Below are 26464 nucleotides of genomic sequence, written 5' to 3'. Positions count from 1 at the left end.
TTCAGTTGATAAACATAATCAGAAGGCCTGCCGTGCCCTGTTGATTACTTCTTCTTTTTCGGGGCGATGACCATGATCAGCTGGCGTCCTTCCATCTTAGGATGCTGTTCGACCGAACCGTACTCGAGCAGGTCTTGTTCAACCCGCTTGAGGAGTTCCATCCCCAGCTCCTGGTGGGCCATCTCACGGCCGCGGAATCGCAAGGATACCTTGGCCCTGTCCCCGTCACTCAGGAAACGTACCAGGTTGCGCAGTTTTACCTGGTAATCCCCTTCCTCCGTCCCTGGACGAAACTTGATTTCTTTAACCTGAATCTGCTTCTGGTTCTTCTTCGCCGCAGCAATCTGCTTCTTCTTTTCGAAGATCGACTTGCCGTAGTCCATCACCCGGCAAACAGGCGGGACTGCGTCTGCGGAAATTTCCACCAGATCAAGCTTTGCTTCTTCAGCGATACGAAGCGCTTCATCAATCGAGACGATGCCAATCTGCTCGCCATCAGCGCCAATTAACCGAACCTCGCGTGCCGAGATATTCTCGTTGATCGGGGCTTTCGGTGCAGCTCGTTTATCTTGTCTCATTTCACGCTTAATAATAATTACTCCGAATCTGGGCGACCACGCCGGGAAACCGCTTGCGCGAGAAACTCAGCGAATTCGGCGACGGGCATCGAGCCCAGGTCAGCACCTTCACGAGTACGCACAGCGACAGTCTGCATCTCGACTTCCTTATCTCCGATAACCAAAAGATAGGGAACCTTGAGCAAAGTATGCTCGCGGATTTTAAAGCCGATCTTTTCATTTCTCAAGTCGGACTTGGCACGAAATCCGCTTTCGTTGAGAGTTTTTTCGACTTCTGCAACAAAATCTGCCTGTTTATCAGTGATATTCATGATCACCGCCTGGGTTGGCGCCAGCCAGGCCGGGAAAGCACCTTCGTAGTGCTCGATCAGAATCCCGACGAAACGCTCGAAGGAACCGAGGATCGCACGGTGCAGCATCACAGGGTGTTTGCGGCTGTTGTCTTCGGAGACGTATTCAGCGCCCAAACGGACAGGCAGGTTAAAATCGAGCTGCAAGGTACCACATTGCCAGACGCGACCGAGGCAATCTTTCAGCGAGAACTCGATCTTCGGACCGTAGAAAGCGCCCTCGCCCGGCTGCAGATCGTACGGCAAGCCCGCAGAATCAAGGGCTGCGGCCAATGCGGCTTCAGCGCGATCCCACAGCTCGTCGGAACCGACGCGTTTTTCCGGACGAGTGGACAGTTTCATCTCGACTTCGGTAAAGCCGAAATCGCGATAAACGTCCATGGTCAGCTTGATGAACGCGGCGGATTCGGCCTGCATCTGCTCTTCGGTGCAGAAGATGTGGGCATCGTCCTGTGTAAACGCACGTACACGCATGATGCCGTGCAACGCGCCTGACGGCTCGTTACGGTGGCAGGCACCGAACTCGGCCAGACGCATCGGCAGCTCGCGGTAGCTCTTCAGGCCTTGATTGAACACCTGCACGTGGCACGGGCAGTTCATCGGCTTGATGGCGTAATCGCGGTTTTCCGACTGGGTGGTGAACATGTTGTCGGCGTAGTTGGCCCAGTGCCCGGATTTCTCCCAAAGGCTGCGGTCAACGACTTGCGGCGTCTTGATCTCGAGATAGCCGTTGTCGCGCTGGATCTTGCGCATGTACTGCTCGAGTACCTGATACAACGTCCAGCCGTTCGGGTGCCAGAACACCATGCCCGGGGATTCTTCCTGGGTGTGAAACAGGCCCAGGCGCTTGCCGATCTTGCGGTGATCGCGCTTTTCGGCTTCTTCGATGCGCTGGATGTACGCTGCCAGTTGCTTCTTGTCGGCCCACGCGGTGCCGTAAACGCGCTGCAATTGCTCGTTTTTGGCATCGCCGCGCCAGTAAGCACCGGACAGCTTGGTCAACTTGAAGGATTTCAGGAAACGCGTATTCGGCACGTGCGGACCGCGGCACATGTCGACGTATTCTTCGTGGTAGTACAGACCCATGGCCTGCTCGTTCGGCATGTCTTCGACCAGACGCAGCTTGTAGTCTTCGCCGCGGGCCTTGAACACTTCGATCACTTCGGCGCGCGGAGTGACCTTCTTGATGACGTCGTAATCTTTCTCGATCAGCTGCTGCATGCGCTGTTCGATGGCCGCCATGTCTTCCGGCGTGAACGGACGCTCGTAGGCGATATCGTAATAGAAGCCTTCGTCGATGACCGGACCGATGACCATCTTCGCGGTCGGGTACAGTTGCTTGACTGCGTGGCCGACCAGGTGAGCGCAAGAGTGGCGAATGATCTCCAGCCCCTCTTCATCCTTTGGCGTAATGATTTGCAGGGTCGCATCGCTGCTGATGATGTCGCTGGCGTCGACCAGTTGGCCATTGACCTTGCCGGCGAGCGTTGCCTTGGCCAGGCCTGCACCGATGGATGCGGCGACCTCGGCTACGGAAACCGGGTGATCGAATGAACGTTGACTGCCGTCGGGAAGAGTAATAGTTGGCATGGCGCCTCCTCTCCTAGTGGTGACCCCTACCAAAGGTCACGTGGGTTGGGATGAGCCAGTACAAGATCCGATCCAGGCCATTCAATGACGAACGCCTGCCTTACAGCGGCAGGAGCCTTGCGGCCAACCGGAAAACCGAACCAGAGTGACTGGGATTCAAATCGGGAAATAATTCGCACGCCGACCGCACCGGGACTGAAGGTCATCCGCTGCCTGAGAACGCTTGAGCCCGGCATGCTAGCACAGATGAGCGGTCGCTTACGCCCTGATTTAGCAGAAGGCGGATTGTCCGTTTTTATGCCAGAGTGCTGAACTTGAAAGGCCCTTGCACCCTCAGATAACAAGACATTGACCCACAAGGAGCATCCTCGCATGCGTCTGAAAAGCTTATTCGCCGTCGTCGCCCCCGTCGTTCTGCTGCTGCCACTGAGCGCCCATGCCGACTGGCCGAAGGGCGAGCGCGAGAAGTACATGGCCCAGTGCACCCAGGCGGCCACCCAACAAATCGGCGCTGCCGCCGCGAAATCTCACTGCGCTTGCGGTGCTGATGCCATCAAGTCCTATCCGGCCAGCGATATCCAGGCGCTGATGGACAACAAGGCCACCCCTGAGCTGCAACAGAAAGCCCTTGGCCAGATCGCCAAATGCAAGGCAAATCCCCCAGCGAAAAAGTAAGAAAACGGAGCTTCCTGATCGGCTAAAAGCTGAAAAAAAATGCTGGAAATGAAGGTTTTCAGACGATTTATGCAGGTTTTACAGGTTTTTTTATCGCCTTTACGTTTCGCTGCAGGCCTTTCAAACCGGGGCTTTCAGCAGAAACAGGCGGTAAAGAAAACACGACTGATTGGCAAACAGCACGTCCGGGGGGCTACCAAAGCGAACATTTCGACTATGATACCCGGGTGTGCCCAGTTGGCCTGAGCAGCACAGCACTACTGAAAATATATGTTTCTTGGAGATACACCATGTCTAATCGCCAAACCGGCACCGTTAAATGGTTCAACGATGAAAAAGGCTTCGGCTTCATCACTCCTACAGGTGGCGGTGACGACCTGTTCGTACACTTCAAAGCTATCGAAAGCGACGGTTTCAAAAGCCTGAAAGAAGGCCAGACCGTTTCCTTCGTGGCTGAGAAAGGCCAAAAGGGTATGCAAGCTGCACAGGTTCGCCCAGAGTAATTTCTCGGCGCACTAAAAAAACCCCGTCCATGTGACGGGGTTTTTTATGCCTGCAACAAAAGCGGTCTGCGATCAGCCGCAGTTGACGCGCGTCACCACCAGATTGTTGTCGGTGTTGAGATTCAGCCGATCGGAACGATATTCCAGGGTGATCATATCGGTTGGCTTGAGGAAGCGGGCGTTCTGTGCGCCGGCCTTGGCCCGCGCCTCCTCCAGCAGTTGCGGCGATGCCTTTTTACCAATGGTGAACTCTGCCGCCGTCGCTTCACAGCGGCTGTGACCGGATTCGGATGCCACTGGATCCTTGGCTGACTCGCTGGAGGTCGTGGAACAACCCGCCAACATGGCAGCAGCCATCAATGCACCCAGTATCGCGAACTTCAAAGGCATGAAGCCTCCTTGTTTTAAATGGTTAAGCTGAGATCGTGCGACCGCCAATCCGGCGTTTGGTTTCCCGGCGAGTGCCATCACCCTGCCCCACGATCGAAAAACGCCGAGTGTGCCTGAGCCTTGCCCGACTCTTTATCAAACAATCGTGACTGAATATTAACGACGCTCAATAAACGTCGATGTAGTCAAACGGTGGATGCGGCCAGTTGTCTTTGAGCGCGTTGTAAATCTGCATCACCCAGACTTCATCGCTGGCAGCGACCTTGCCCACATAGCCCGAGCCCTTCGCCCACGTTTCGAGGCGAAACAGCAGACCGTCGATCTCTTGTCCACCGGTTACGGTGGAGAGATAGGCGATGCCACCTTTGGTCACGCGCAACTGGGTGTGCTCGTCATCGCTGGCTGAGGCCAGTAACTGGCGCACAGCTTCCAGTGTCAGGCCGTCGGGGGTATTCAAATCGATCTGCACAGCAGGGTCCTCGGAAAGCCGAAAAGACCAAGTGTCGCATAGCGCTCCGTTCATGCCTAAGTCGCAGTGCCAAATGTCGCGCAAAATGGTTAACTCGAAAACAGACCTCCTGACCTTTCGAGCCTCTCATGACCAGCCTCAGCATCGACGCCGCCATTAACGCCAAATGGGCAGACGGACACAGTTCTTACAGCCCCGGCACGACGGAAGAGCTGGCGCTGATCGGTATCGATTTATTGGTCAAGGAGTTGGGTATAAAGGCAGCGCAGCAATTTATCAATCAGGCATTTGAACGATACACGACCGTACAGGCCGAACAGACGCAGTAAAAACCCGCAAGCAACGGCCTGCGGGTACTGGCTTATTTCAGACGTTTCAGGCGCTCGGTCAGCAGATCAAAGAATCCCTGGGCGTCGCCATTCTCGACCCAGAACGCATTCTTCGGCGCTTTCAAACCGTCGTACCAGTCAACGATCGTTTGACCGAATGTCGGCCCTTCCCGGCTGTCCACGACGACATTGACCGATCGCCCGGTGAACAACTCAGGCTTGAGCAGATAAGCCACGACCGTCGCGTCATGCACCGGGCCACCTGGAATACCGTAGTGCTCCATATCGCCCTTGATGTATTCATTGAGGATGCCACCGACAATCTTGCTCGCATTGTTGTTCAGCGCGGCAATCTGCTTCAGGCGCGCGTCACTGGTGAGGATCTTGTGCGTCACGTCCAGCGGCAGATACGTCAGCTTCACGCCACTCTTGAGCACCACCTCAGCCGCCTGCGGATCAGCAAACAGGTTGAATTCAGCCACGGGGGTGATGTTGCCGCCGTTGAAATGCGCCCCGCCCATGATTACCACTTCCTTGATGCCCTGGACGATCTCGGGCTCCTGGATCAGCGCCAGTGCCAGGTTGGTTTGCGGGCCGAGCATGGCAATAGTGATGCTGTGTGGTTTGGCGCTTTTGAGCGTATCGATCAGATAGTTGACCGCACTGCCTTGCGCGAGGCCTTTTTTCGGTTCGTGAACCGTGACACCCGACAAACCTTCCTTGCCATGAATGTTCTCGGCATAGATCGGCGTGCGCATCAGCGGCTTCGGCGCGCCAGCGTAAACCGGCACGTCTTCGCGCCCCGCCCACTCCCGCGCCAGGCGCGCGTTGCGCGAAGTCTTGTCGAGGCGCACGTTGCCGGCCACGGTGGTCAAGGCACGAATATTCAGCTCGTCGGGCGAGGCCAGGGCGAACAGCAAGGCGACCACGTCGTCAGCGCCCGGATCGGTATCGATGATCAAATCGATTTTTTCCGCCGCCTGAGCGCCGGTCGCGGTTAGCACGGACAAAAGCAGCAGGCTCCGGATCAAGTGATGGATTTTTTCAGCATAGCGTTGCATGGCGCATTCCTTGTGCAGTTGAGATCGAAATCAGAATGTAACCCCGGCGACCAGCACGATGTTGCAGTACGGCTGACATTCGCCTGTACGAATAATCGCCCGTGCCTGTCGGCTGAGCACTTTGAACTGCTCGTGAGTGAGCAATTCGCGACGTCCCAGCGCACCTTCGGCATTCAATGCCTCCAGCGTAGCCAGCGCCGCGGGCTGCTTGTCGAAGATCTCCCTGGCCAGCGCATGGCTCTCGACCTGCATCTCGCTGAGTATGACCTTCAGCGTGCTGACGAAATCCGGGACCCCATGCGTCAGGGCCAGATCGATCATTTCGACTCCCGGCGGCACCGGCAGCCCGGCGTCGCCGATGACCACCCGGTCGCCATGACCCAGAGAGGCGATCAAGCGCGATAGCGCGATGTTCAGCAGAGGTGTTTTCTTCATGCGGGTTTAAACCCCTGAACGTCGGATAAACGTGGGATGGACGGTTGCGCACCTGCGCGAGTGACCGACAGCGCGGCGGCGATTTGTCCGTAGCGGATAGCTTCGGCCTCGGAACTGCCAGCCGCGAGCGCAGCGGCAAAACCACCAACAAAGGTGTCGCCAGCCGCCGTGGTATCGACCGCCTTCACTTTCGGCGCGGGAAAATGCTCGAAGCCCTTGCCGTTGGCGAACAGCGAGCCCTCGGCACCGAGGGTGACGATGACCTTGCTCGCGCCCATGGCGAGCAGGTGGCTGGCAGCCTTTTCAGCCGTTTGCAGCGAGTCGACCGGCAGGCCGCTCAAAGCGGCCGCTTCACTCTCGTTGGGAATCAGATAATCGATGGCGGCAAACCAGTCTGCCGGCAGTGGTCGGCTGGCCGGTGCCGGATTGAGAATCACCGTCTTGCCCAGTGCACGTGCGCGCTTGAGCGCATGCCCCACCGTGGCATCGGGGATTTCCAACTGGCAGATCACCACATCGGCGTCCTGCAACACCGCATCGAACCGGTCAATCACCGCGGGCGTCATCGCTGCGTTGGCGCCGGCAACAATTACGATAGCGTTCTGACTGTTGTCATCGACCACGATCAGCGCCACGCCACTGGAACCCTCGACAACGCTAACGGCCTGGCAATCGATCTGCTCGGCCAGCAGCGCATCACGCAACTGCACACCGTAATCGTCAGAGCCGACGCAACCGACCATCGCCACTTGCGCCCCGAGGCGCGCCGCGGCCACGGCCTGGTTGGCGCCCTTGCCACCGGACACGGTGGCGAAAGAGTGACCGATCAGCGTTTCACCGCCTGTCGGCAGCCGTGGCGCCCGGGTGACCAGGTCCATGTTCAAGCTGCCTATTACCACTACATTTGCTGGCATACATCACTACTCGTCAATTCGGTTTCAGCGGTATTCGGTGAACACGCCGGACTGCGGCGCAGTGGATTCGCGCAAGACAATACTCGGGGTCACGATCCGCTGATCAGTGCCCAGATTCGGCGTAGCAATCCTTCGTAACAAGACTTCAGCGGCCATTTCCCCCAGTTGCAGGATCGACTGGCCAACTGTGGTCAGCGCCGGATAAACGTAGCGGCTCATCTGGATGTCGTCGAAGCCGATCACTGACAGCTCGGCCGGTACCCGCACGTTACGTTCGGCCGCCGCGCGTAACACGCCGATGCCGATCATGTCGTTACCGGCAAAAATCGCACTGGGCGGATTGCTTTCAAGCAGCCGGGCCGCGGCGTTGTAACCGCCGGTGCTGGTAAAGTCGCTCTCCAGCATGCGCTCCGCGCGCGCCTCGATGCCTGCCTCTTTCAGCGCTCGGCAATATCCGGCCTGACGCATTTGCGCCACGCTGGTACTCGCCGGACCACCAATAGTGGCGATGTCGCGGTGGCCTAACTCGAGCAGGTGACGTGTCGCCAGATAAGCGCCGTACTCGTGGTCGATGCGCACCAGATCGGCATTCACACCTTCCAGGCCACGGTCGACAATCACCATCGGCGTCTTCACGCCCGCCAGCCCCTCCGCCAGGCTACTGTCACCGCCGGCGGAGGCAACGATCAGGCCGTCGATGCGTTTTTCCAGCAACACGCGCAAATAGCTGCGCTGTTTTTCCGGGTTGTCGTCGGAGTTGCAAAGAATCACGCAGTAGCCGTTTCGCTCGCAATAGTCCTCGATACCCCGGGCCAGCTCGGCGAAGTACGGGTTGAGACTGTTGGGCACCAGCAAGCCGATGGTGGCCGTGGTCTTGGCTTTCAGCGAACGGGCCACCGCACTGGGCACATAATCGAGACTCTTGATCGCGGCTTCGACTTTCAAACGCACTTCCTGACTGACCGGCCGGGTGTTGTTCACCACGTGGGACACGGTCGTGTAGGAAATGCCTGCGAGTGCCGCTACATCCTTGATCGTTGCCATCGTTATCTCAGCTCCGTCGACTGGCGCGTTGACTGCGATAAGTGTCGAGCACCACCGCAATCACGATCACCGCACCCGTGATGATGCGCTTGGTCGGTTCGGTCGCACCGATCTGGGCAAGCCCTGCCGCCAGCACGGAAATAATCAACACGCCGAAGAACGTACTGATCACCGAGCCGCGCCCGCCCATCAGGCTAGTGCCGCCGATTACCACAGCAGCAATCACTTGCAGTTCCAGGCCGGAACCGGCATTCGGGTCGGCCGCTTCCAGTCGGGAAATCTGAAACAGCGCAGCGATCCCGGCCAGCAGCCCCATCAGGCTAAACACTAGGATTTTGTAGGGTTTCGGATTGATCCCGGCCAGGCGCACCGCCTCTTCGTTGGTGCCGATGCCGATCAGGTAGCGGCCGAACACCGTGCGGGTCAAAACGGCCTGGGCGATGAAAATCACCAGCAAGGCAATGATGAATGACGGCGAGATGCCGAAAGCGATCGGGTTCGACAGCCAGGCAAATGCATCGCCAATGTACGCAGTCCGCGACCCGGTCATCTGATAGGCCACGCCCCGGGCCATTTCCAGCACACCCAGGGACACGATGAACGATGGAATCCGCCAGGCCACGGTGATCGAGCCGGTGATCGTACCGGCCAGCGCCGCAACCGCCATGCCGAGCAACGCAGCTGGCAATACGCTCCAGCCCCAACCGAGAATGGCAACGCTGACCGTCGACGCCGCCAGTGCCAGCACCGAACCCACCGACAGGTCGATACCGCCAATGATCAGCACGAAGGTCATACCGACCGCCAGCACCATCAAATCGGGAATCTGATTGGCCAGCGTGCTGAACGTGTTATAGGACAAAAAGTGGCTGCTCAACATCGAGAACAGCGCGACCATTGCCAGCAAGGCACCGGCCAGGCCGAGATAAGTGCCCAGGCCGTAGAAATTGCCACTACGTTTGCCGGCAGGAGATGCAGTTTTCATGGGAGATCCCTAGGCGCCGCTTCGTTGAGCAACGCATCACGTTTTTGGTAGCCGGCGAACGCGGCGGCAAGCAAATCATCCTGGGTCCAGCTATCGCGCTCGAAAGTGTCGATCAGGCGCCCTGCCGACAGCACGCCGATCCGGTCGCAGATCAGCATCAGCTCACGCAAATCACTGGAAACCACCACCAGCGCTTTGCCCTGGCGAGTCAATTCACCGAGCAAAGCATAAATGTCGAACTTGGCACCGACGTCGATGCCGCGGGTAGGCTCATCAAACAGCAGCACCGAACAATCGCGCTCCAGCCAGCGACCAATCACGACTTTCTGTTGATTACCGCCCGACAGCTCCGACACCAGCTGTGTCGGGCTGGAAGTGCGGATACGCATGGCATCAATCTGACGCTGTGCCAAAGAGATTTCGTCGCCGTTATTGACGAACCCGCCACTGGAAATTTCCGGCATGTTGCCCAGCGCGATATTGGCGCTGATCGACTGGCTGAGCAGCAAGCCCTCGCCCTTGCGATCCTCGGTGATCAAGGCAATGCCGTGGCGCACCGCGTCGACCGGCGACCGCACACTGACCACCTGAGCCGGCGAACCGAGCGCGATGCTGCCGCTATCGGCAGTATCAGCGCCGAAGATCAACCGCAGCAGCTCGGTACGCCCTGCCCCGATCAGTCCGGAAATACCGAAGATTTCTCCGGCACGCACTTCAAAGGACACATCGCGCACCTTGTCCGAGCGGGTCAGGCCCTTGACCGTCAGCGCCGCGGCGCCAATCTTGCGCGGGCCCATGTCGATGTGCTCGCCCAGTTCGCGACCGACCATCAGCGTGACCAGTTGCTCGCTGTTGTAATTGGCCATCGGCTCGACGCAGACCAGATTGCCGTCGCGCAACACGGCAATCCGCTGAGCGACGCGGGCCAGTTCTTCGAGGCGATGGGAAATATAAATGATGGAAACACCGCGAGCCTGCAGACGAGTGATCTGTTCGAAGAGCATTTCGACTTCGCGCGCGGTGAGCATCGCGGTCGGCTCATCGAGGATCAGCACATGGCAGTCACCGATCAGGTTGCGCGCAATTTCGACCATCTGCTGATGACCGATGCCCAACTCGCCGACCAGCGTGTCCGGATCAATCGCGTCGAGACCGACTTGCGCCATGGCTTCGATCGCGGCCTTGCGCAGTTGCTTGCGACTGATCCAGCCGCCGTGACTCGGCAGGTTATCGAGAAACAGGTTCTCCGCCACCGACAACGTCGGCAACAGATTGAGTTCCTGCATGACCATGCGCACGCCGAGGTCTTCGGCCTGGGTACGGCTGCCAGGGCAGTATTCTTTGCCCTGGAATTCCATGCGGCCAGTGGTCGGGGTGACCAGGCCACCGATGATCTTCGAGAGGGTGCTTTTGCCAGCGCCATTCTCGCCGGTCAGCGCCAACACTTCACCACGCATCAGCGTCAGATCGATGCCGCTGAGCACCGGTTGCGCATAAGTCTTACCGATACCGCTGACCGAGAGGACAGCGTTCGGGGCGGAAACTGACATAAAAAACTCTCCATGCGCTCGCCCGGACGGACGAGCGCCGTTGTGTCGCCAGAAGACTTATTGGGTAACCAGTTCGACCGGCGTTTCGATCACGCCATTGGCAGCGCCGTCGACTTTCTCGCCCTTGATGATTTTCAGCGCGGTCTCGATGCCGAACACGGCTTGTCTGGCCGCGAACTGATCAGCCGTCGCCAACACGCGACCGTCCTTCAACATCGGTTTGATGGCGTTGATGTTGTCGTAGCCGACCACTTTCACCTGACCGGCCTTGCCAGCGGCACGCACCGCGGAGACTGCACCGACCGCCATGCTGTCATTGCCAGCCAGCAGCGCCTTGATCTGCGGGTACTCGCTGAGCATGGAAGAGGCAACCTGATTGCCCTTGTTGATTTCCCAGTCACCGGACTGCAGCGACACCACCTTGATCTGCGCCGCGTCCATCGCGTCCTTGAAGCCGGCCGTGCGTGCCTGGGCATTGGTCGTGGTTGAGACACCTTCGATGATGCCGACCTCGTCGCCCGCCTTCAGTTGCTTGGCCAGGTATTCGCCTACCAGACGTGCGCCCTTGCGGTTGTCCGGCCCTACGAATGGCACGCTGATATTCTTGCTTTTGACGATGGCAGGATCGAGCTGGTTGTCGATGTTGATGACCGTGATGCCGGCATCAACGGCTTTCTTGATGACAGGCACCATGGCCTTGGAGTCGGCGGGCGCGATGACCAGCGCATCGACTTTCGAGACGATCATCTGCTCGACGATACGGATCTGGTTCGCGGTGTCGGTTTCGTCCTTGATGCCGTTGGAAATCAGGTCGAAATCGGCAGCGTGTTCTTTCTGGTAAGCCTTGGCGCCGTCTTCCATGGTCAGGAAGAATTCGTTGGCCAGAGACTTCATGACCAGCGCGACCTTGGGTTTTTCAGGGGATTCGGCGAATGCCGACGAGACGGGTAGTGCAGCGGCTGTGGCAGCCAGCATAGCGACAGCAAGAAGACGTCCAGCGAATGGCAGCTTCATGGGTTCACTCCGATCTTATGATTATTGTGAGCAACGCTCGCGCTGGCGTAAGCTTCATCGCTTCTCCCGGCCTTACCGCGCCGCATGAGTCGCGCAAACGTTTGCGTAGACCGAACTATGCGAATCCCGCCGACATTTGTCAACAATCACAAATCGTCATTTATTGTAGGGCGAATCGTCCGACCCGCCCTTTCGCTGCTTACACCGTGGTGCTGACAAAATTACCGCTGGTAGTGCTCTTGGACATTTCCTTTACCAGCGAACCGGCCACTTCCGCCAGCGCTGCGCTGGTCTGTGCGATCTGCCCCTGAATGGCCATGAGCGCCTGGGACTTTGCCTCCGGCGTCGGATAGCTGCGGGCCTGAGCGGCCGCCAGTTGCTGCTGCTGTTCCTGCAACTGCTTTTGCAGCTCCTGCATCCGCTTCAACAGCATCTTGACGGTGACGCCCAGGTTATCGCCGCTTTCAGCCTTGCTGTCTGCTGGTGCAGCAGGACCACCACCGGTTCTGACCTGCGTGACGTCAGCCTTCTCGGTGCCAGACGCCTCGGCAGAAGCATCCGCTTGCTCCTGATTCATTGTGTTGATCGTTGCCGCGGTCTTGCCGCCGATCGTGACAGCGCCAGGATTTGTAAAACCGACCGTCAGTGACATGGGAACTCCCTACGTTTTAGTTTCCTTGAACACCCATCGGCCCGAACGAATGTTTCTTTAGCAGAAAGACGCAAATCGGCAATCCGCATAACCGGACAGAACCGGTAGTCCCTTTCGGAGAGCCGAACAGGAAGACGCGCAGTGTTCGGAAACCCGGATAACCGACTCACTCCGCAACTTGAAGATTTATAAAATATTGATGCAAATCATCGAGTTAAACATTTTTACGGCGCAAAGTACGAGTGGTACAGATCCTGCTCCGTTCATTGCACCCCAGCCTCCAGATCGGCTCGGGGCGCATCTAGATGAACCTGCATCAGCACCGTCTCACTACTAGAGAGAAAAATAATGAAATCTGCTTTCAACACTTTGGTTCCGGGCGCTTTGGCCCTCCTCCTGCTCCTGCCCACCGCCCTTCAGGCAAAAGAAGTCGAAACCCAGACCAAGCTCGCTAACGTCGTGGTACTTGCCACTGGCGGCACCATCGCCGGTGCCGGTGCGAGCGCCGCCAACAGCGCCACCTATCAAGCCGCCAAGGTCGGCGTTGAACAACTGATCGCCGGCATTCCCGAGCTGAGCAAGCTGGCCAATGTACGTGGCGAACAAGTCATGCAGATTGCCTCCGAAAGCATCACCAACGAAAACCTGCTGCAGCTGGGTCGTCGCGTGGCCGAACTGGCCGACAGCAAAGATGTCGACGGCATCGTCATCACCCACGGCACCGACACCCTGGAAGAAACCGCTTACTTCCTGAACCTGGTAGAGAAAACCGACAAGCCGATCATCGTGGTCGGCTCGATGCGTCCGGGTACCGCCATGTCTGCCGACGGCATGCTCAACCTGTACAACGCCGTGGCCGTGGCCAGCAGCAAAGAAGCTCGCGGCAAAGGCGTGCTGGTGACCATGAACGATGAGATCCAGTCCGGTCGCGACGTTAGCAAAACGATCAACATCAAGACCGAAGCGTTCAAAAGCGCGTGGGGCCCGATGGGCATGGTCGTTGAAGGCAAATCCTACTGGTTCCGCTTGCCAGCCAAGCGCCATACCATGGATTCGGAATTCGACATCAAAACCATCAAAAGCCTGCCGGACGTAGAAATCGCCTACTCCTATGGCAACGTCAGCGATACCGCCTACAAGGCCCTCGCGCAATCCGGCGCCAAGGCGATCATCCATGCCGGCACCGGCAACGGCTCGGTGTCTTCCCGCGTTGTCCCCGCCCTGCAAGCGCTGCGCAAGGATGGCGTGCAAATCATTCGCTCATCCCACGTCAATGCTGGCGGCTTTGTCCTGCGTAACGCCGAACAACCCGATGACAAGTATGACTGGGTGGTCGCGCATGACTTGAACCCGCAAAAAGCCCGCATCCTGGCGATGGTCGCACTGACCAAAACCAACGACAGCAAAGAGCTGCAACGGATGTTCTGGGAATACTGATTGCCCCTCGCCCGATCCAGTCTGGACCGGGCATTCGATTCATCACTCGCCTGATCGGCGGGTGATGCCCCGTCCAGCATCTTTCCTACAAAAAACTCGACGCGCCTTACACCAAAAACCCAAAACCGCTGTCAGAGGATTTTCTTGAAATTTAAGCAGTTGCGAAATTGCTTACAGTTAAATACTGTATGCACGTACAGCTTAATAAGGATAACCTCGTGGCCACCTCTCCTGATGCTCCTGACGCTTACGAACGCATGGGCATGCGCGTTCAGAAAATCATCAACTCCCCCACCGCACAGAAAGCCAAAGCCGCACTGATCTTCCGCCTGCCAGACGAGCCGATGGACCAGTGGGAGCGCCTGCTTGAGGAGATCGACGAGAACGACAACGTCACCCTCGCCTACCGCGACGACGGTGGCGTGCAGATTTTTTGGGTTGTGCCGAAGGAAGATTGATTCAATGATTGTCCGCTGTTTTGCTCTACTGCTGCTGTTCGTCACCGTGGGCGCCCATGCTGGCGCTCCCCGCACATTCACTGAAGCCAAGAAGGTCGCCTGGACACTGTACGCACCGCAGTCCACCGAGTTTTATTGCGGCTGTAAATACACCGGCAACAGGGTTGATCTGAAGGCGTGTGGTTACGTTCCGCGCAAGAACGCCAAACGCGCGTCTCGTATCGAATGGGAGCACATCGTGCCGGCCTGGCAAATCGGCCATCAGCGCCAATGCTGGCAAGAAGGCGGGCGTAAAAACTGCACACGCTACGACCCGATCTATCAGAAAGCCGAAGCGGATTTGCACAACCTGGTACCGAGCATCGGCGAGGTCAACGGTGACCGCAGCAACTTCAGCTTCGGCTGGCTGCCAGTACAGTCCGGCCAGTACGGCTCATGCCTGACCCAAGTCGACTTCAAGGCAAAGAAGGTCATGCCCCGCCCGTCGATTCGCGGAATGATCGCGCGCACCTATTTCTACATGAGCAAGCAATACGGCTTGCGCCTGTCGAAACAGGATCGGCGCTTGTACGAAGCATGGGACAAGACCTACCCGGTGCAGGACTGGGAGCGTCAGCGCAATCAAAGCGTGGCGTGCGTGATGGGACGAGGCAACGAGTTCGTCGGCCCGGTTAATCTGAAAGCTTGCGGCTGATCAATCGCGACAAAAAAAGGGCCTCGAACAGAAATATTCGAGGCCCTTTTTTACGCCTGAACACCAGGCTTGGTGTCGCGCCAATAGCCCATCAGGTTGAGCGCTTCGCGGGGAATGCCGCACTCCTTGATCAAGTACCTGCGCAGGCTCATGACCGCGGCACTTTCTCCGGCGATCCAGCCATAGAAACCTTCACTGGCCGTCTCGGCAACTTCCCAGAGAATGTCTTTATCGATATCGACCTCAGCCAGCTCTACCGCCTGCCCCGCAGCTGGCTGCACGGGCAGGATTGCATGACGCACTGCCTCCACCATCAGAGCACCGGCAACCACCGCGTCGGCTTGATCGCGAATCAGCCATTGCACCGCGAGCCCCGGCCAGTCCGGCACGGCGAGCATGTCTTGCGCGCTGTCGACTTCGAAGAATGCCTGCGTTTGCGGTGGCTTCGCGAGGGTCGCCAACTCGTCGAGAATCCCCATGGCCGCCGGCAATGCCGTCGCATCCGCGACAATCAGCAACTGCGTGAGCGTTTTTGGGGGCTTCCATTCAAACCCACCGGTTTCTTTCGCTGAAAACTGCTTGTCAGGCGCAAGAATCTGCATCGAGTCCCCTGGCTGCGCTCGCAACGCCCAACGCGATGCCGGACCGGTTTCCCCATGCAATACAAAATCGATATCCACCTCGCCCTGTTCGGCACGCAGATGCCGGATGGTATAAGTGCGCATTGCGGGACGACGATCCGCAAGCATCGACTTGAATCGAGCGTACCAACCTTCTTCCCGGACAAGCTTTGAGTGCGTGCCGTCAGCGGCAGGAAAAAACAGCTTTACTCGTTGGTCCGGTGCCCACGTTGCCATTTCGGTGACTGGCGGCCCCGTCAGCGTGAGCCGCATCATGTGTGGACTCAATTGCGTTTTGCGGTGCAAGGTGACATCGAACAGCCTGTAGGGATTGGCGCAAGCCATCGGGCGCTCCTTGTGGAAATCATCAGCGATTCCCTTGAAAACGAATCGCGCCGGATCGCCTTTAGGCAACTCCGCCGAATGGCATGCTTACGGCGCGATCGGATGCTCGACCAACACCGATTCAATGTTCTGCTTTTTGGCTTTCACCAAAGCCGCATCAACCTGCACCTTTCGCGCTTCAGCTTCAGCCCTGGAATTGAACGGACCGATGAGAATCCGCGTCTTGCCGCTGCTGTCCTTGATAACGGTCGGAACGAAAGCATGCTCGATCAACCAGCCACTCAGATCGCTGACGGCCTGAGGGGTTTCGCCACGCACTTCGAGATCCCACTGCGGCGCCGATGCCACCGCCGGCGCAACCGCCGCTTTGGGTTTTTGCTCCTCTACAGGCTTGCCTTCACCACACCCTGCCAATGCCAGTGCCACGACCAACCAAACCAATTTGCGCACAACGCTTTCCTCGGAATTCTCAAAGCGGCGATCTTAACATTCATAAATACTTCGCGAGCCCCGCAAAATGGGCACAAAACAACGAGATTGATGATTGCAGCCTCTGTATAGTTACGCCCTGGGAATTAATGCCGCTTCTGCGCGTCAGAAAGAGGCACCCAAACCGTGAGACTTCGCACTAATCTATACGTACCACCGACTTCTGCACTGTCTGAATCAGGTGCCCTACAAAGCAATCAAGGAGAAGACCATGCTGATACTCACCCGCAAAGTCGGTGAAAGCATAAACATCGGTGATGACATCACCATCACCATTCTGGGCGTCAGCGGCCAACAGGTCCGCATCGGTATCAACGCTCCGAAAAACGTTGCCGTGCACCGTGAAGAAATCTATCAGCGCATCCAGGCTGGCCTGACCGCCCCAGACAAGCCACAGACGCCCTGAGCCACCCGCAGTCAGTAGCCAGTTCGTGTGCCTGCGCGCAATGACTGGCTAAAGATTCACGCGCCGTTTTGCCATCCGCTCCCCACTCAACTGGGTACGGCGCTTGAAACACCGGAACACTTCGTTACGCCTCCCCTTCCCTCTTGCCGCACGATACTACCTGCCATTCCTGTCACTGACTGTCGGACGTTTCCGATAGCGCACGGGGAATTTGCGCTCCTACCCCAAAGAGATGCCCCGCGCCATACCCGTCGCCGCGATGACCATGAGCGCCAGCAGCAGCGCTTCGACGTGACTGAGACGCGCAAACAACCTTGCTCGCCCGGTATCAGACACCACTCCCCGCGCCTTGCCGATCCGCCATTTGATCAATGTAATCATCGGTGCAAGCTCAATTAGCAGAATCAGTACAAACAGCGTCATCTTCAGATGAAACAGCGGCTGATGAAGGTAATAGTCAGCACCCTTTTCGTAGCCACCAAAGGCTCGCATCCCGCCGGTGATGAGCAAGATCAGCGCCGACACTCCCCAGAGATTATCGGCCAGCAAAACCCGCCCGACCTCTCCCGTACCGCTCGCCAGACGACTGAACGCCGCACCACGCGTCAGCACGGCCCAGAAGCCCAAGGCAAAAGCCAGAAGATGCACAGCGGCGAGGAACCAGTGACTCAGCATCGCTACCCCCAATCGGCAATCGTTAGAAAATCGGCCAGTCAGTAGTAGTCGAAAAAACCGCAACGTGCCGCGGCGTATCGCGGGTGTCGCGAGACAGCGAAGAAAAAACGAGGGGGCAGGAGAAGCCAAATCGCAGGCAAAAAAAATCCCAAGCAGCTGATGGAAGCTTGGGATTTAAAAATGCATAAACCGTGGTGGTGAACGCGGGACGGATGTTACTTAAATTCACAACCCTCAACAAGGCTTTTTGGATAACCGGTCGGTTAAAAAAACTCGTAACCTGTTCAATATCCGACAGATTTACGCTTCGTCCGGCATCAACCTCTTTCCCAGAACGTCCAGACTGAATCATGCATTCTTGAGCGGCCACAATCGTGGGGGCAAGCATGGCGGCAAGGCAGAGGTTGTTTAAGTCGGCATGTCTAAAAGTACAGGAATGGGGCCTCTGCAAAAGTCTTGCAAATCGCAGACAACAAAAAAGGGCCCACCTTTCGGTGAGCCCTTCCAGACCGCCCAGCAGAGCGGATTTTGTTTGGTAGGCGCGATTGGACTCGAACCAACGACCCCCACCATGTCAAGGTGGTGCTCTAACCAACTGAGCTACGTGCCTGCTGTGAGGCGGCATTCTACGGAATTCCGTAGGGGTGTCAACACCTTTTTTTCACCTAACCCTATGAATATGCAAAATTTTTAATTTCGGCGTGCCGACAGAGATTTTCGGTGGCTGGCGGAGGTTTTTCAACTCGGGTAGGATCGGCGCACTCGTAAAATATATTAAACAGAGGCTGCAGGATGGCGAACACCCCTTACCCAGAGTCTTATTATGCGGCGTCGGCCAATCCCGCACCGCCACGCCCTGTCCTGCAGGATGATGTGGAGACGGATGTCTGCGTGATCGGCGCCGGGTATACCGGGCTGTCCTCTGCCCTCTTCCTGCTGGAGAGCGGTTTTCGCGTGACGGTACTGGAAGCGGCCAGGGTCGGTTTCGGTGCCTCGGGGCGCAATGGCGGGCAGATCGTTAATAGCTATAGCCGTGATATTGATGTGATCGAGCGCAGCGTTGGCCCTCGGCAGGCGCAGATGCTTGGGCAGATGGCTTTCGAAGGCGGCCGGATCATTCGTGAACGCGTGTCCACGTACAACATCCAGTGCGATTTGAAGGACGGCGGCGTGTTCGCCGCCCTGACGGCGAAGCAGATGGGCCACCTGGAATCGCAAAAGCGCCTTTGGGAGCGCTTCGGCCATAGCCAACTCGAACTGCTCGATCAGCGCCGGATCCGCGAAGTCGTGGCTTGCGATCAGTACGTGGGCGGCATGCTCGACATGAGCGGCGGACATATTCATCCGCTGAACCTGGCGCTCGGCGAAGCGGCTGCTGTCGAATCCCTCGGTGGCACTATTTATGAGCAGTCGCCTGCGGTGCGCATTGAGCGCGGCGCCAATCCGGTCGTGCACACCCCGCAAGGCAAGGTCAGGGCGAAATTCATCATCGTTGCCGGCAACGCCTACCTCGGCAATCTGGTGCCGGAACTGGCCGCCAAATCGATGCCCTGCGGCACGCAGGTGATCGCCACGCAACCGCTGGGCGATGAGCTGGCAAAGACCCTGTTGCCGCAGGATTACTGCGTCGAAGACTGCAATTACTTGCTCGATTACTACCGCCTGACGGCTGACAAACGCCTGATCTTCGGCGGCGGCGTGGTGTACGGCGCGCGGGACCCGGCGAATATCGAAGCGATCATTCGCCCGAAAATGCTCAAGGCCTTTCCGCAACTCAAGGATGTAAAAATTGATTACGCCTGGACGGGCAACTTCCTGCTGACCTTGTCGCGCCTGCCGCAGGTTGGGCGTCTGGGTGACAACATTTATTACTCGCAGGGCTGCAGCGGCCACGGCGTGACTTATACGCACCTCGCCGGCAAGGTGCTGGCCGAGGCGTTGCGTGGGCAGGCTGAGCGTTTCGATGCGTTCGCTGATCTGCCGCATTACCCGTTCCCGGGCGGGCAATTGCTGCGTACGCCGTTTGCGGCGATGGGGGCCTGGTATTACGGGTTGCGGGATAAGTACGGCCTATAAACACCATTGTGGCGAGGGGATTTATCCCCTCGCCACAGTAGATTCAGCAAGGCTTTGGATCAGAGCTGGTCGCGGGCAATTCCGCTGCGAATCCGCAGGATATCCGCCAGCACCGCCAAGGCAATTTCTGCCGGTGTCTTGCTGCCAAGATTAAGACCGATCGGCGCATGAATCCGCGCCAGTTCCGCCTCACTCAAACCACCAATGCGCCGCAAGCGCTCGAAACGCTTCTGCGATGTCTGCTGCGATCCCATCACGCCGATGTAGAACGCGTCAGTGCGCACCGCTTCCATCATCGCCAGATCGTCGATGCGCGGATCGTGGGTCAGCGCCACCACCGCCGTGTCGCGATGACAACCGCCATCGGCAATAAACATCGATGGCAATTGCCGACGGATTTCCACGCCGTCGAGCAGCACACCTTCAAGCACCTCGTCGCGCGGATCGCAGAGAATCACTTCAAACCCGAGCCCAAGCGCAAACTCGGCGCACGCCTGCGCCACACTGGAATAGCCGGCGAGCAACAAGCGCTGCGCCGCGCCCACACGAATGCGTACCCGATCGTTTTCGCGCGCAATCCGCGCACCCTGCTCGCCATCAGCGAACAGACTGCGCGCACCACTGACCAGATTGATCTGGCGAATCAAGCGACGCTGCCCTAGCAGCGCCGATTGCAGTTCTCGCAAGTGCATCTGCACCGCGCAGTCGGCGTCGAGTTTCTCGACCAGCACATCGAGAATGCCGCCACACGGCAGGCTGACCCGCGAGCGCGGATCCTCGCCGGCGCCGTAACGCACGATGCTGACCGGATCGAGAAACGCACCTTCGGCGACGCGTTCGAGAAAATCCTCTTCGACGCAGCCACCGGACAGCGAACCGATCCACTGTCCACCATCGTTCACCGCCAGCAGCGATCCTGGCGCACGCGGTGCCGAACCGTAAGTCGTCAGCACCGTGCACAACCAAATGCGCCGCCCCGCTGCCGACCACTCCAGCGCCCGCCGCACCACTTGCAGATCAAGATGCTGCATGTCAGTGCGCCTTGTGCTCGATGGACGGCGCATCCGCTTGCAGCTTCTGCACTTCGCTCACCGCCAGTTCAGCGGGTTGCCCGCCCCAGCCTTGGCGCAGGTAATTGAGCAGATCGGTCAATTGCTCCGGGCTGAGTTTGTCGGCGAAGCCAGGCATCGGCTGCATGTGTTCAAAGCCGGAGAACTTCTGCTCACCGATACCATCTTCGATGACGCGCAACAGATTGCGTGGGTCGTCCAGACGCAACGTGGTGTTGCCACGCATGGCCACCGCGATATGCGGTTTGCCTTCGCCACCGACCGCGTGGCATCCGGCGCAGACGTTCAAATATTCCTGACGGCCGCGCTGGGCGCTGGCGCCAAGCTTCTCTACCGGTACTTCAACAAGCGCTTGGGCTGCCGGCGGTTTGTCGCCGAGCAAGAACGTCGCCATTGCCGCCAGATCGGCGTCGCTGAGGCCTTGCGTGCTGTTGTGGAACACCGGGAACATCTCGTTGAACATCGTCCCTTGCGCGCTCATGCCGTGCTTAAGAAACGTGCTCAGATCCTCCTGGTTCCAGCCGCGTGCCGCCAGGTCAGTGGCCAGCAGACTCGGCGCCAGATAACCATTGAGGATGCCGCCGGTCATGCGCTTGTCCAGTTGCATCGCGCCGGGCAGGCCGCGCGGGGTGTGGCATTCACCGCAGTGGCCGAGCACATCGACCATGTATTGGCCACGCTTCCACGCTTCGCTTTTACCTTCGGCTGGCTCCAGCTTGAGGTCTTTGCCGTACAGCATGTTCCAGCCGGTCAGGCCCAGACGGACGTTGAATGGAAAGCTGAGGCTGGTCACCGGTGCAGCACGTTCGATCGGCTCGATAGTTTTCAGGTACGCGTGAATCGCATCGGAGTCGGCGCGCGGCATCAGGTGATACGAGGTATACGGCATCGCCGGATACAGGTTCGCACCATCCCGCCGCTTGCCCTCGGTCAGCGCCGCAAAGAACTCGTCGTCGTTATACAAACCGATGCCATGTTCCTTGCTCGGCGTGATGTTGGTGCCGTAGATCGTGCCGAACGGCGACACGATCGGCAGGCCGCCCGCATAAGGCGCGCCACCCGGCGCGGTGTGGCAGGCCATGCAGTCGGCGGCGCGGGCGAGGTACTCGCCGCGCTTGACCTGATCGTCGGCATGAACAAACAGCAGCGGCGCAGCCAGCCCGAGCGTCAGGGTCAGGCGGGTCAGTAACAGCTTCATGCTCAACCCTCCTTGACCAAACCGAGATCAGTCAGCACGTTGCGGGTAGCGTTGTAATAACGCACGTACCCTGTACAACGGCAGACGTGATGACCGAGGCTTTCCTCGATGACCTGTTCGAGCTGGCTTTTGACGATTGGCTGGCGTTGCAGCTTTTCAACCAGCACCGTCGCGGCGTTGACGAAGCCCGGCGCGCAGTAGCTGCACTGGAAGGCGAACTCATCGACGAAGCGTTGCTGGATCGGGTTCAGCGCGGTGACCTGACCCTGCTCGTCGCGGGTCGCATGGCCTTCAATCGTGCGAACCTTCTTGCCCTCGAAGTAATGCGCGCCGGTGATGCAGGTGCGCACTTCTTCGCTGGTGCCGTCGGGGTTGTCGACGATCACCACACAGGCATGGCAGATGCCTTGGCCGCAACCCAGGCGCGAACCGGTGAGGTTTTTGTATTCGTGCAGATAGTCGATCATCGGCAGGTCATCAGGGATGTCCACCGGGCCGACGGATTGACCGTTAAGAGTCAGTTGAAGCGGACGGTTAGCCATTGAGGGCCTCCTTGATGCGCGCAGCAGTGATGGGCAGATCGCGAACACGTTTACCGATGGCATGGGCCACGGCGTTACCGATAGCACCGACAATCGGGATCATCACCACCTCGGCGATGCCTTTGGACGGATCGCTTGGCGACAGCGGCGGCAGAATTTCCGCGGTCTGTTTCCACACCGCAACGTGGCGCGCCATCGGCAAACGGTAACGGTTGAAGTTCCAGTCACCCTCCCCCGGCCCGCCTTCGTACAACGGCATTTCTTCCATCAGCGCGTGACCAATACCCATGGCGATACCGCCTTCGAGCTGGCCCTTGACCAGCTCTTCAACCAACACACGCCCGCACTCGACCCATGAATGGTGGTTGAGTACTTCAACTTGCGCCGAGCCTTTGTTGACTTTGAGTTCGACCAGCGTGGCGACCGGGCTGTAGTAAGTCACTGCTGCGTTGTTCAGTTGAACCACCGGGTAGTTGACGTTCTGGCGATCGAGCAAGTGGAAACCGGCACTGTTCATCTGCGCCTTTTTCGCTTGTGGCGCACCTTCACCGTACTTCACCGCCAGACCGTCGAGCGGCAGCCGCTCGCGCACGCCGTCGATGCTGTATTCAGCCTCGGCCCAGCTCCAGCGGTTGAAACCGTGCACCGTGGCACCTGTCACCAGACCGCGTTCGTGGGCACGCTTGGCCAACTCCTCGAAACTCAGTGGCTGCATGCCGTTGGCGGTCAGCTTGCCGTCGACCCAATGCGCATCTTCGCGACGCACCACGTAAGGGTTGGCCTGGCCGCCATACGGGCCCTGACGCCAGATCTCCAGCGCTGCCGGCCACAAGCCGTGATTGAACAGTACGCGCGCGGCTTCACGGGTGGCGTGACTGAAGTAGTAAGCCGAGTTGGTCGCCGACGACGCCGACGCCAATTTGCCGACCCAGCGCGGGTTGCGCAGCAGCGTGTCTTGCTCGGCCTGACTCATGATGTAAGGGTTGCCGCTGGTGATCAGCTGCATCTCCTTCCATTCGGTTTCACCGGTCTTCACTTCGTGCGCCGGGCTGCCGAGGAAATCTGCCACGACCAAGGCTTGCGAGGTGGACATTCCGGTGCCGATCTCGATACCGATGTGGCGCAAGGTGATGCGCCCGTCGGCGGTGAACTCGATGCTGGCCATCGGCGCTTCGGAACCGGTGCCGAAGTCTTTCTGGCAGATGGCGAAACCGACGCCATACCAGTTGTCCGGGTCAGCCGCTTCGCGCTGCTGCTTGATCGCGTCGCGATTCTTCCAGACTTCGTGGACTGCGGCCTTGTCGAGAATCTCGTGCAGGCGCAGCGCACCGGCCGGGATCGCGCCCTGAGTGTTTTTCATCCCCGAACGCAGAGCGTTCTTGCGGCGTAAATCGATCGCGTCGACACCCAGGCGATTGGCGATTTCGTCAACCATCATCTCGGTCGACGCCATGCTCTGCAGAGTGCCATAGCCGCGCATCGAACCCGCCTCTACCGCCCGCGAGTGATACGCGGTGACCTGCAGGTCATTCTGCGGCATGTAGTAGATCGACTGCGCCGCAGTGGCGCCAACCGCGGCCACCGACGGGCTGTAGTTGATCCGGCCACCGCCGTCGACGCTCATCTCGGCGCGGAAGATCTTGAAGGTGTAGTCGTTCTTGTCCACGGCCAATTGGTAGCGGATGTCGAACGGGTGGCGCTTGATGCCGCTCTGGAACTGCTCGTAGCGATCATTGGCCAGACGCACCGGCACACCGGCGCCATACAGCGCAGCGAGGGCTGCGTAGTAGACGAAAATGTTGTGGTCCTTGGAGCCGTAACCGACGGTGTAACCTGGGTGCATGTTCAAATTGGCGAGACCAAAGCGCGACGGCGCGATCATTTTCGCGGTATCGGTCGCCACTTCCAGCGGGCACTGAGTCGCCACAACGAAATGCAGGGTCTTGGTTTTCGGGTCGTACCAGCCGTTGCCGTTGTCCGGCTCCAGTGCAGCCGGCTCGATCGATGGCGTCTTGTAGCGCTCATCGAACACCAGCCAGTTGTCTGGCGGGATATCGATCTGTTTCTTCATCCGCTCGGCGTAGAACAGACCACGCTCGGTCAGGTTGCCGTGCAGGTTCGGCTGGGAGTTCCACACCGGCCGGCGGTTTTTCAGCATCGGGAACAGGATCGAGTCCTTGAGGCTGGCGAACTCGTCTTCGTCTGCCGAGGTCGGGCCGCCGACGCGCACATAGCGGAAGCTGCCGTAGGGATCGCCTTCGTAGAACGGCACTTTGGCGCCGTAACGAATCGCCTTGTCATTGAACTTGAGTTGGTTCTTGGCCTGGCGAAAGCGCTCGAAATCATTCCAGATCAGGATCGCCACCGGGTGACCAATGAACATCGGCACCTTGCCTTGCGGCAGCAACGGATCGGGGGCGTGTTCTTCGGGGAAGACGATACCGTCCTTGTCCAGGTCGGCGGCGGTGACGATGCGGTCCGGCTGCAGATCGGCGCCGAGCCACGACAAGTCGTAGCCGTCATAGATGCGGTCGGCCTTGATGGTTTTCAGCAGCATGGCGTGACCTTGCTGCTGCGGCCAGCCCGGCATGTCCTTGGCACGGATGTCGCGGGCAAACACCTTGGCCCCGCAGACCTTGGACAAGGCGTCGTTACGCTGCCGCGCCTTGCCGTTGTTGCCGAGCCACTGCTCGGAGGGCACGGTCACACTGGTTTCCATCAAGGCAGCCAGCGCCTGACTGCTGAGCGGTGTCAGCGTGACGCTCACACCCGCCACCAGCCCGCCCTGAAGGAACGAGCGCCGGGATATTTCACGGTTGGACATGGATCATCCTCTGGGCGGTTATGGGTCCGCCCTTTTGGTTATGTACTGGGAATCTCGAGTCGTGCAGAAGCCCTTTCTGGCGAAGCAAAGAGCTGTGTTGACAGTGCAAAGCTGACCGAAAGGTTAACTTTAAAGGTTTCTGAGGCCGCAGCAAACAACCAGTTACAAAAACCTGACTAAATAATCAAAAAATCAATGCGACGTGGCATCGCACCATGTGATTTGAAATCAGATCCCTGTAGGAGTGAGCCTGCTCGCGATAGCAGTATTCCAGTCGCCGATGTTCGTGACTGACAAACCGCTATCGCGAGCAAGCTCACTCCTACAGGACTTGTGCGAAGTTTCGAGAAAGGAAGAGGAAAGGACAAATTTCAGACACAAAAAACCCCGGTCTTTCGACCAGGGTCTTTGCTATCGATTCCGACTCAACCAACGGCTGACTTCGGTGTTCCAAGGCGTTCAGTGGTCCTTGAAACAGATATGGCGCAGCGGACGGGACTCGAACCCGCGACCCCCGGCGTGACAGGCCGGTATTCTAACCGACTGAACTACCGCTGCGTATCGCTTTGAGCTTGCGCTCAAGTAACTCGTTTTGATTGAAAGCTTCGGTGCTTTGCAATCGCGAACCAGACATGTCTGACTCGTAAAATATGGCGCAGCGGACGGGACTCGAACCCGCGACCCCCGGCGTGACAGGCCGGTATTCTAACCGACTGAACTACCGCTGCGCGTCGGTGCAGGCACTTTCAGCCTACTCTCTTGCTTGCGCAAGCTTCTCGGGAGTGGTGGGTGATGACGGGATCGAACCGCCGACATTCTGCTTGTAAGGCAGACGCTCTCCCAGCTGAGCTAATCACCCGTTTGCATCTCCGAGGCCGCGAAATTTACGCAGGTGGCGAAGCTAAGTCAATAGCGGGATTGAAGTTTTTCTGAAAAAGACGAAATTGCTTCCATCCTGCAAGACCGCCTTCGCGAGCAAGCTCGCTCCCACAGGGGATTGCATTCCAAATGTGGCGGCGTTTTTCAAGGTAGTTGTCGCGTCAGCGATGTTGCTATGCCACTTTCACGGTCACGCTGAGTTCCCTTTCAGG

Annotated in this window: 28 protein-coding genes and 4 tRNA genes; 8 read left to right on the top strand and 24 right to left on the bottom strand. The window is 58.4% G+C overall.

Annotation, left to right across the window (positions count from 1 at the left end; all coding sequences use genetic code 11):
• Window positions 1-44 precede the first annotated feature (44 nt).
• Window positions 45-596: a translation initiation factor IF-3 gene (infC, locus tag HU765_RS20180; protein WP_169432615.1), complete on the bottom strand. Its 552-nt coding sequence runs from the start codon at window positions 594-596 to the stop codon at window positions 45-47.
• Complete coding sequence (thrS, locus tag HU765_RS20175; protein ID WP_186551927.1) at window positions 596-2518, bottom strand: threonine--tRNA ligase; 1923 nt, start codon at window positions 2516-2518, stop codon at window positions 596-598. The genes infC and thrS overlap by 1 nt, the downstream gene beginning before the upstream one ends.
• Window positions 2519-2890: 372 nt before the next feature.
• Between thrS and HU765_RS20170 the strand changes: the two genes are divergently transcribed.
• Both HU765_RS20170 and HU765_RS20165 read left to right on the top strand, forming a co-directional pair.
• Window positions 2891-3193: a hypothetical protein gene (locus HU765_RS20170; RefSeq protein WP_186551928.1), complete on the top strand. Its 303-nt coding sequence runs from the start codon at window positions 2891-2893 to the stop codon at window positions 3191-3193.
• Window positions 3194-3483: 290 nt separating this feature from the next.
• Window positions 3484-3696: a cold-shock protein gene (locus HU765_RS20165; protein WP_047229330.1), complete on the top strand. Its 213-nt coding sequence runs from the start codon at window positions 3484-3486 to the stop codon at window positions 3694-3696.
• A 72-nt stretch (window positions 3697-3768) separates the two neighbouring features.
• On the opposite strand, the gene HU765_RS20160 is transcribed toward HU765_RS20165, so the two are convergent.
• Complete coding sequence (locus tag HU765_RS20160) at window positions 3769-4086, bottom strand: I78 family peptidase inhibitor (protein WP_186551929.1); 318 nt, start codon at window positions 4084-4086, stop codon at window positions 3769-3771.
• Between the two features lie 166 nt (window positions 4087-4252).
• Window positions 4253-4555 carry a hypothetical protein gene (locus HU765_RS20155; protein WP_186622514.1) on the bottom strand — a complete coding sequence of 101 codons (303 nt, stop codon included), beginning with the start codon at window positions 4553-4555 and terminating at the stop codon, window positions 4253-4255.
• A gap of 128 nt (window positions 4556-4683) precedes the next feature.
• Here HU765_RS20155 and HU765_RS20150 point away from each other — a divergent pair, with 128 nt between their 5' ends.
• Window positions 4684-4884, top strand: a complete 201-nt coding sequence (locus HU765_RS20150; protein ID WP_186622512.1) for a hypothetical protein — start codon at window positions 4684-4686, stop codon at window positions 4882-4884.
• A 32-nt stretch (window positions 4885-4916) separates the two neighbouring features.
• Here the strand turns inward: HU765_RS20150 and HU765_RS20145 are convergent, their stop codons facing one another.
• From HU765_RS20145 to HU765_RS20110, 8 genes are all read right to left on the bottom strand, one after another.
• Window positions 4917-5945 carry a nucleoside hydrolase gene (locus HU765_RS20145; protein ID WP_186622511.1) on the bottom strand — a complete coding sequence of 343 codons (1029 nt, stop codon included), beginning with the start codon at window positions 5943-5945 and terminating at the stop codon, window positions 4917-4919.
• Window positions 5946-5975: 30 nt separating this feature from the next.
• The gene (rbsD, locus tag HU765_RS20140) at window positions 5976-6380 is read right to left on the bottom strand and encodes a D-ribose pyranase (RefSeq protein WP_186622510.1); all 405 of its coding nucleotides are present in this window, start codon (window positions 6378-6380) and stop codon (window positions 5976-5978) included.
• A complete protein-coding gene (gene rbsK, locus HU765_RS20135; RefSeq protein ID WP_186622509.1) occupies window positions 6377-7294 on the bottom strand; it encodes a ribokinase in 918 nt (305 codons plus the stop codon). The genes rbsD and rbsK overlap by 4 nt, the downstream gene beginning before the upstream one ends.
• A gap of 24 nt (window positions 7295-7318) precedes the next feature.
• Entirely contained in the window at window positions 7319-8338 is a 1020-nt protein-coding gene (locus HU765_RS20130; RefSeq protein WP_186551935.1) for a LacI family DNA-binding transcriptional regulator, read from the bottom strand.
• Window positions 8339-8345: 7 nt separating this feature from the next.
• Window positions 8346-9323, bottom strand: coding sequence for an ABC transporter permease (locus tag HU765_RS20125; protein WP_186622508.1), 978 nt, complete (start codon window positions 9321-9323; stop codon window positions 8346-8348).
• Window positions 9320-10873 carry a sugar ABC transporter ATP-binding protein gene (locus HU765_RS20120; RefSeq protein WP_186622507.1) on the bottom strand — a complete coding sequence of 518 codons (1554 nt, stop codon included), beginning with the start codon at window positions 10871-10873 and terminating at the stop codon, window positions 9320-9322. The genes HU765_RS20125 and HU765_RS20120 overlap by 4 nt, the downstream gene beginning before the upstream one ends.
• A 57-nt stretch (window positions 10874-10930) precedes the next feature.
• On the bottom strand, window positions 10931-11887 hold the full coding sequence (locus tag HU765_RS20115) for a sugar ABC transporter substrate-binding protein (protein ID WP_186551938.1): 957 nt from the start codon (window positions 11885-11887) through the stop codon (window positions 10931-10933).
• A 199-nt stretch (window positions 11888-12086) separates the two neighbouring features.
• Complete coding sequence (locus tag HU765_RS20110) at window positions 12087-12539, bottom strand: hypothetical protein (RefSeq protein ID WP_186622506.1); 453 nt, start codon at window positions 12537-12539, stop codon at window positions 12087-12089.
• A 348-nt stretch (window positions 12540-12887) separates the two neighbouring features.
• Here HU765_RS20110 and HU765_RS20105 point away from each other — a divergent pair, with 348 nt between their 5' ends.
• From HU765_RS20105 to HU765_RS20095, 3 genes are all read left to right on the top strand, one after another.
• Window positions 12888-13976, top strand: coding sequence for an asparaginase (locus HU765_RS20105; protein WP_186551940.1), 1089 nt, complete (start codon window positions 12888-12890; stop codon window positions 13974-13976).
• Window positions 13977-14164: 188 nt separating this feature from the next.
• Window positions 14165-14434 carry a DUF1654 domain-containing protein gene (locus HU765_RS20100; protein ID WP_186622505.1) on the top strand — a complete coding sequence of 90 codons (270 nt, stop codon included), beginning with the start codon at window positions 14165-14167 and terminating at the stop codon, window positions 14432-14434.
• 4 nt (window positions 14435-14438) lie between these two features.
• Window positions 14439-15128 (top strand): endonuclease I family protein, encoded by a 690-nt coding sequence (locus HU765_RS20095; RefSeq protein ID WP_186622504.1) that lies wholly within the window; start codon window positions 14439-14441, stop codon window positions 15126-15128.
• 50 nt (window positions 15129-15178) lie between these two features.
• Here the strand turns inward: HU765_RS20095 and HU765_RS20090 are convergent, their stop codons facing one another.
• Window positions 15179-16093 carry a siderophore-interacting protein gene (locus tag HU765_RS20090; RefSeq protein ID WP_186622551.1) on the bottom strand — a complete coding sequence of 305 codons (915 nt, stop codon included), beginning with the start codon at window positions 16091-16093 and terminating at the stop codon, window positions 15179-15181.
• A gap of 87 nt (window positions 16094-16180) precedes the next feature.
• Entirely contained in the window at window positions 16181-16543 is a 363-nt protein-coding gene (locus HU765_RS20085; protein WP_186551944.1) for an SPOR domain-containing protein, read from the bottom strand.
• 250 nt (window positions 16544-16793) lie between these two features.
• On the opposite strand from HU765_RS20085, the gene csrA reads away from it, so the two are divergent.
• A complete protein-coding gene (gene csrA, locus HU765_RS20080) occupies window positions 16794-16988 on the top strand; it encodes a carbon storage regulator CsrA (protein ID WP_003179932.1) in 195 nt (64 codons plus the stop codon).
• A gap of 219 nt (window positions 16989-17207) precedes the next feature.
• Here csrA and HU765_RS20075 read toward each other — a convergent pair whose 3' ends face one another.
• The 3 genes from HU765_RS20075 to HU765_RS20065 all read right to left on the bottom strand — a co-directional run bounded on the left by HU765_RS20075 (window position 17208) and on the right by HU765_RS20065 (window position 18273).
• Window positions 17208-17663: a DUF2214 family protein gene (locus tag HU765_RS20075; protein ID WP_186622503.1), complete on the bottom strand. Its 456-nt coding sequence runs from the start codon at window positions 17661-17663 to the stop codon at window positions 17208-17210.
• Window positions 17664-17685: 22 nt separating this feature from the next.
• Window positions 17686-18051: a hypothetical protein gene (locus HU765_RS20070; protein ID WP_186622502.1), complete on the bottom strand. Its 366-nt coding sequence runs from the start codon at window positions 18049-18051 to the stop codon at window positions 17686-17688.
• 145 nt (window positions 18052-18196) lie between these two features.
• A tRNA-Val gene (locus HU765_RS20065) sits at window positions 18197-18273 on the bottom strand.
• 182 nt (window positions 18274-18455) lie between these two features.
• On the opposite strand from HU765_RS20065, the gene HU765_RS20060 reads away from it, so the two are divergent.
• Window positions 18456-19739, top strand: a complete 1284-nt coding sequence (locus tag HU765_RS20060) for an FAD-binding oxidoreductase (protein WP_186622501.1) — start codon at window positions 18456-18458, stop codon at window positions 19737-19739.
• A 59-nt stretch (window positions 19740-19798) separates the two neighbouring features.
• On the opposite strand, the gene HU765_RS20055 is transcribed toward HU765_RS20060, so the two are convergent.
• From HU765_RS20055 to HU765_RS20025, 7 genes are all read right to left on the bottom strand, one after another.
• Complete coding sequence (locus HU765_RS20055) at window positions 19799-20770, bottom strand: XdhC family protein (RefSeq protein ID WP_186622499.1); 972 nt, start codon at window positions 20768-20770, stop codon at window positions 19799-19801.
• 1 nt (window position 20771) lies between these two features.
• Window positions 20772-22007: a cytochrome c gene (locus HU765_RS20050; RefSeq protein ID WP_186622497.1), complete on the bottom strand. Its 1236-nt coding sequence runs from the start codon at window positions 22005-22007 to the stop codon at window positions 20772-20774.
• Between the two features lie 2 nt (window positions 22008-22009).
• Entirely contained in the window at window positions 22010-22549 is a 540-nt protein-coding gene (locus HU765_RS20045) for a (2Fe-2S)-binding protein (RefSeq protein ID WP_186622495.1), read from the bottom strand.
• Window positions 22542-25373, bottom strand: a complete 2832-nt coding sequence (locus tag HU765_RS20040) for a xanthine dehydrogenase family protein molybdopterin-binding subunit (RefSeq protein ID WP_186622493.1) — start codon at window positions 25371-25373, stop codon at window positions 22542-22544. Before HU765_RS20040 ends, HU765_RS20045 begins: the two co-directional genes overlap by 8 nt.
• Window positions 25374-25854: 481 nt before the next feature.
• Window positions 25855-25931 (bottom strand) — tRNA-Asp (locus HU765_RS20035).
• A gap of 93 nt (window positions 25932-26024) precedes the next feature.
• Window positions 26025-26101: transfer RNA gene (locus tag HU765_RS20030), tRNA-Asp, on the bottom strand.
• Window positions 26102-26156: 55 nt separating this feature from the next.
• Window positions 26157-26232: transfer RNA gene (locus HU765_RS20025), tRNA-Val, on the bottom strand.
• Window positions 26233-26464: the final 232 nt, after the last annotated feature.

The sequence above is a fragment of the Pseudomonas sp. SWRI81 genome (assembly GCF_014268545.1).
GTDB lineage: Bacteria > Pseudomonadota > Gammaproteobacteria > Pseudomonadales > Pseudomonadaceae > Aquipseudomonas > Aquipseudomonas hamedanensis.
Note: the sequence above shows the minus strand (reverse complement) of the source record. Positions and strands in the feature narration are given on the sequence as shown.

Coding starts and splice junctions, on each gene's coding strand:
- thrS (WP_186551927.1), bottom strand. CDS start 2,518: ATGCCAACTATTACTCTTCCCGACGGCAGTCAACGTTCATTCGATCAC.
- HU765_RS20170 (WP_186551928.1), top strand. CDS start 2,891: ATGCGTCTGAAAAGCTTATTCGCCGTCGTCGCCCCCGTCGTTCTGCTG.
- HU765_RS20165 (WP_047229330.1), top strand. CDS start 3,484: ATGTCTAATCGCCAAACCGGCACCGTTAAATGGTTCAACGATGAAAAA.
- HU765_RS20160 (WP_186551929.1), bottom strand. CDS start 4,086: ATGCCTTTGAAGTTCGCGATACTGGGTGCATTGATGGCTGCTGCCATG.
- HU765_RS20150 (WP_186622512.1), top strand. CDS start 4,684: ATGACCAGCCTCAGCATCGACGCCGCCATTAACGCCAAATGGGCAGAC.
- HU765_RS20145 (WP_186622511.1), bottom strand. CDS start 5,945: ATGCAACGCTATGCTGAAAAAATCCATCACTTGATCCGGAGCCTGCTG.
- rbsD (WP_186622510.1), bottom strand. CDS start 6,380: ATGAAGAAAACACCTCTGCTGAACATCGCGCTATCGCGCTTGATCGCC.
- rbsK (WP_186622509.1), bottom strand. CDS start 7,294: ATGCCAGCAAATGTAGTGGTAATAGGCAGCTTGAACATGGACCTGGTC.
- HU765_RS20130 (WP_186551935.1), bottom strand. CDS start 8,338: ATGGCAACGATCAAGGATGTAGCGGCACTCGCAGGCATTTCCTACACG.
- HU765_RS20125 (WP_186622508.1), bottom strand. CDS start 9,323: ATGAAAACTGCATCTCCTGCCGGCAAACGTAGTGGCAATTTCTACGGC.
- HU765_RS20120 (WP_186622507.1), bottom strand. CDS start 10,873: ATGTCAGTTTCCGCCCCGAACGCTGTCCTCTCGGTCAGCGGTATCGGT.
- HU765_RS20115 (WP_186551938.1), bottom strand. CDS start 11,887: ATGAAGCTGCCATTCGCTGGACGTCTTCTTGCTGTCGCTATGCTGGCT.
- HU765_RS20110 (WP_186622506.1), bottom strand. CDS start 12,539: ATGTCACTGACGGTCGGTTTTACAAATCCTGGCGCTGTCACGATCGGC.
- HU765_RS20105 (WP_186551940.1), top strand. CDS start 12,888: ATGAAATCTGCTTTCAACACTTTGGTTCCGGGCGCTTTGGCCCTCCTC.
- HU765_RS20100 (WP_186622505.1), top strand. CDS start 14,165: ATGCACGTACAGCTTAATAAGGATAACCTCGTGGCCACCTCTCCTGAT.
- HU765_RS20095 (WP_186622504.1), top strand. CDS start 14,439: ATGATTGTCCGCTGTTTTGCTCTACTGCTGCTGTTCGTCACCGTGGGC.
- HU765_RS20090 (WP_186622551.1), bottom strand. CDS start 16,093: ATGGCTTGCGCCAATCCCTACAGGCTGTTCGATGTCACCTTGCACCGC.
- csrA (WP_003179932.1), top strand. CDS start 16,794: ATGCTGATACTCACCCGCAAAGTCGGTGAAAGCATAAACATCGGTGAT.
- HU765_RS20075 (WP_186622503.1), bottom strand. CDS start 17,663: ATGCTGAGTCACTGGTTCCTCGCCGCTGTGCATCTTCTGGCTTTTGCC.
- HU765_RS20070 (WP_186622502.1), bottom strand. CDS start 18,051: ATGCTTGCCCCCACGATTGTGGCCGCTCAAGAATGCATGATTCAGTCT.
- HU765_RS20060 (WP_186622501.1), top strand. CDS start 18,456: ATGGCGAACACCCCTTACCCAGAGTCTTATTATGCGGCGTCGGCCAAT.
- HU765_RS20055 (WP_186622499.1), bottom strand. CDS start 20,770: ATGCAGCATCTTGATCTGCAAGTGGTGCGGCGGGCGCTGGAGTGGTCG.
- HU765_RS20050 (WP_186622497.1), bottom strand. CDS start 22,007: ATGAAGCTGTTACTGACCCGCCTGACCCTGACGCTCGGGCTGGCTGCG.
- HU765_RS20045 (WP_186622495.1), bottom strand. CDS start 22,549: ATGGCTAACCGTCCGCTTCAACTGACTCTTAACGGTCAATCCGTCGGC.
- HU765_RS20040 (WP_186622493.1), bottom strand. CDS start 25,373: ATGTCCAACCGTGAAATATCCCGGCGCTCGTTCCTTCAGGGCGGGCTG.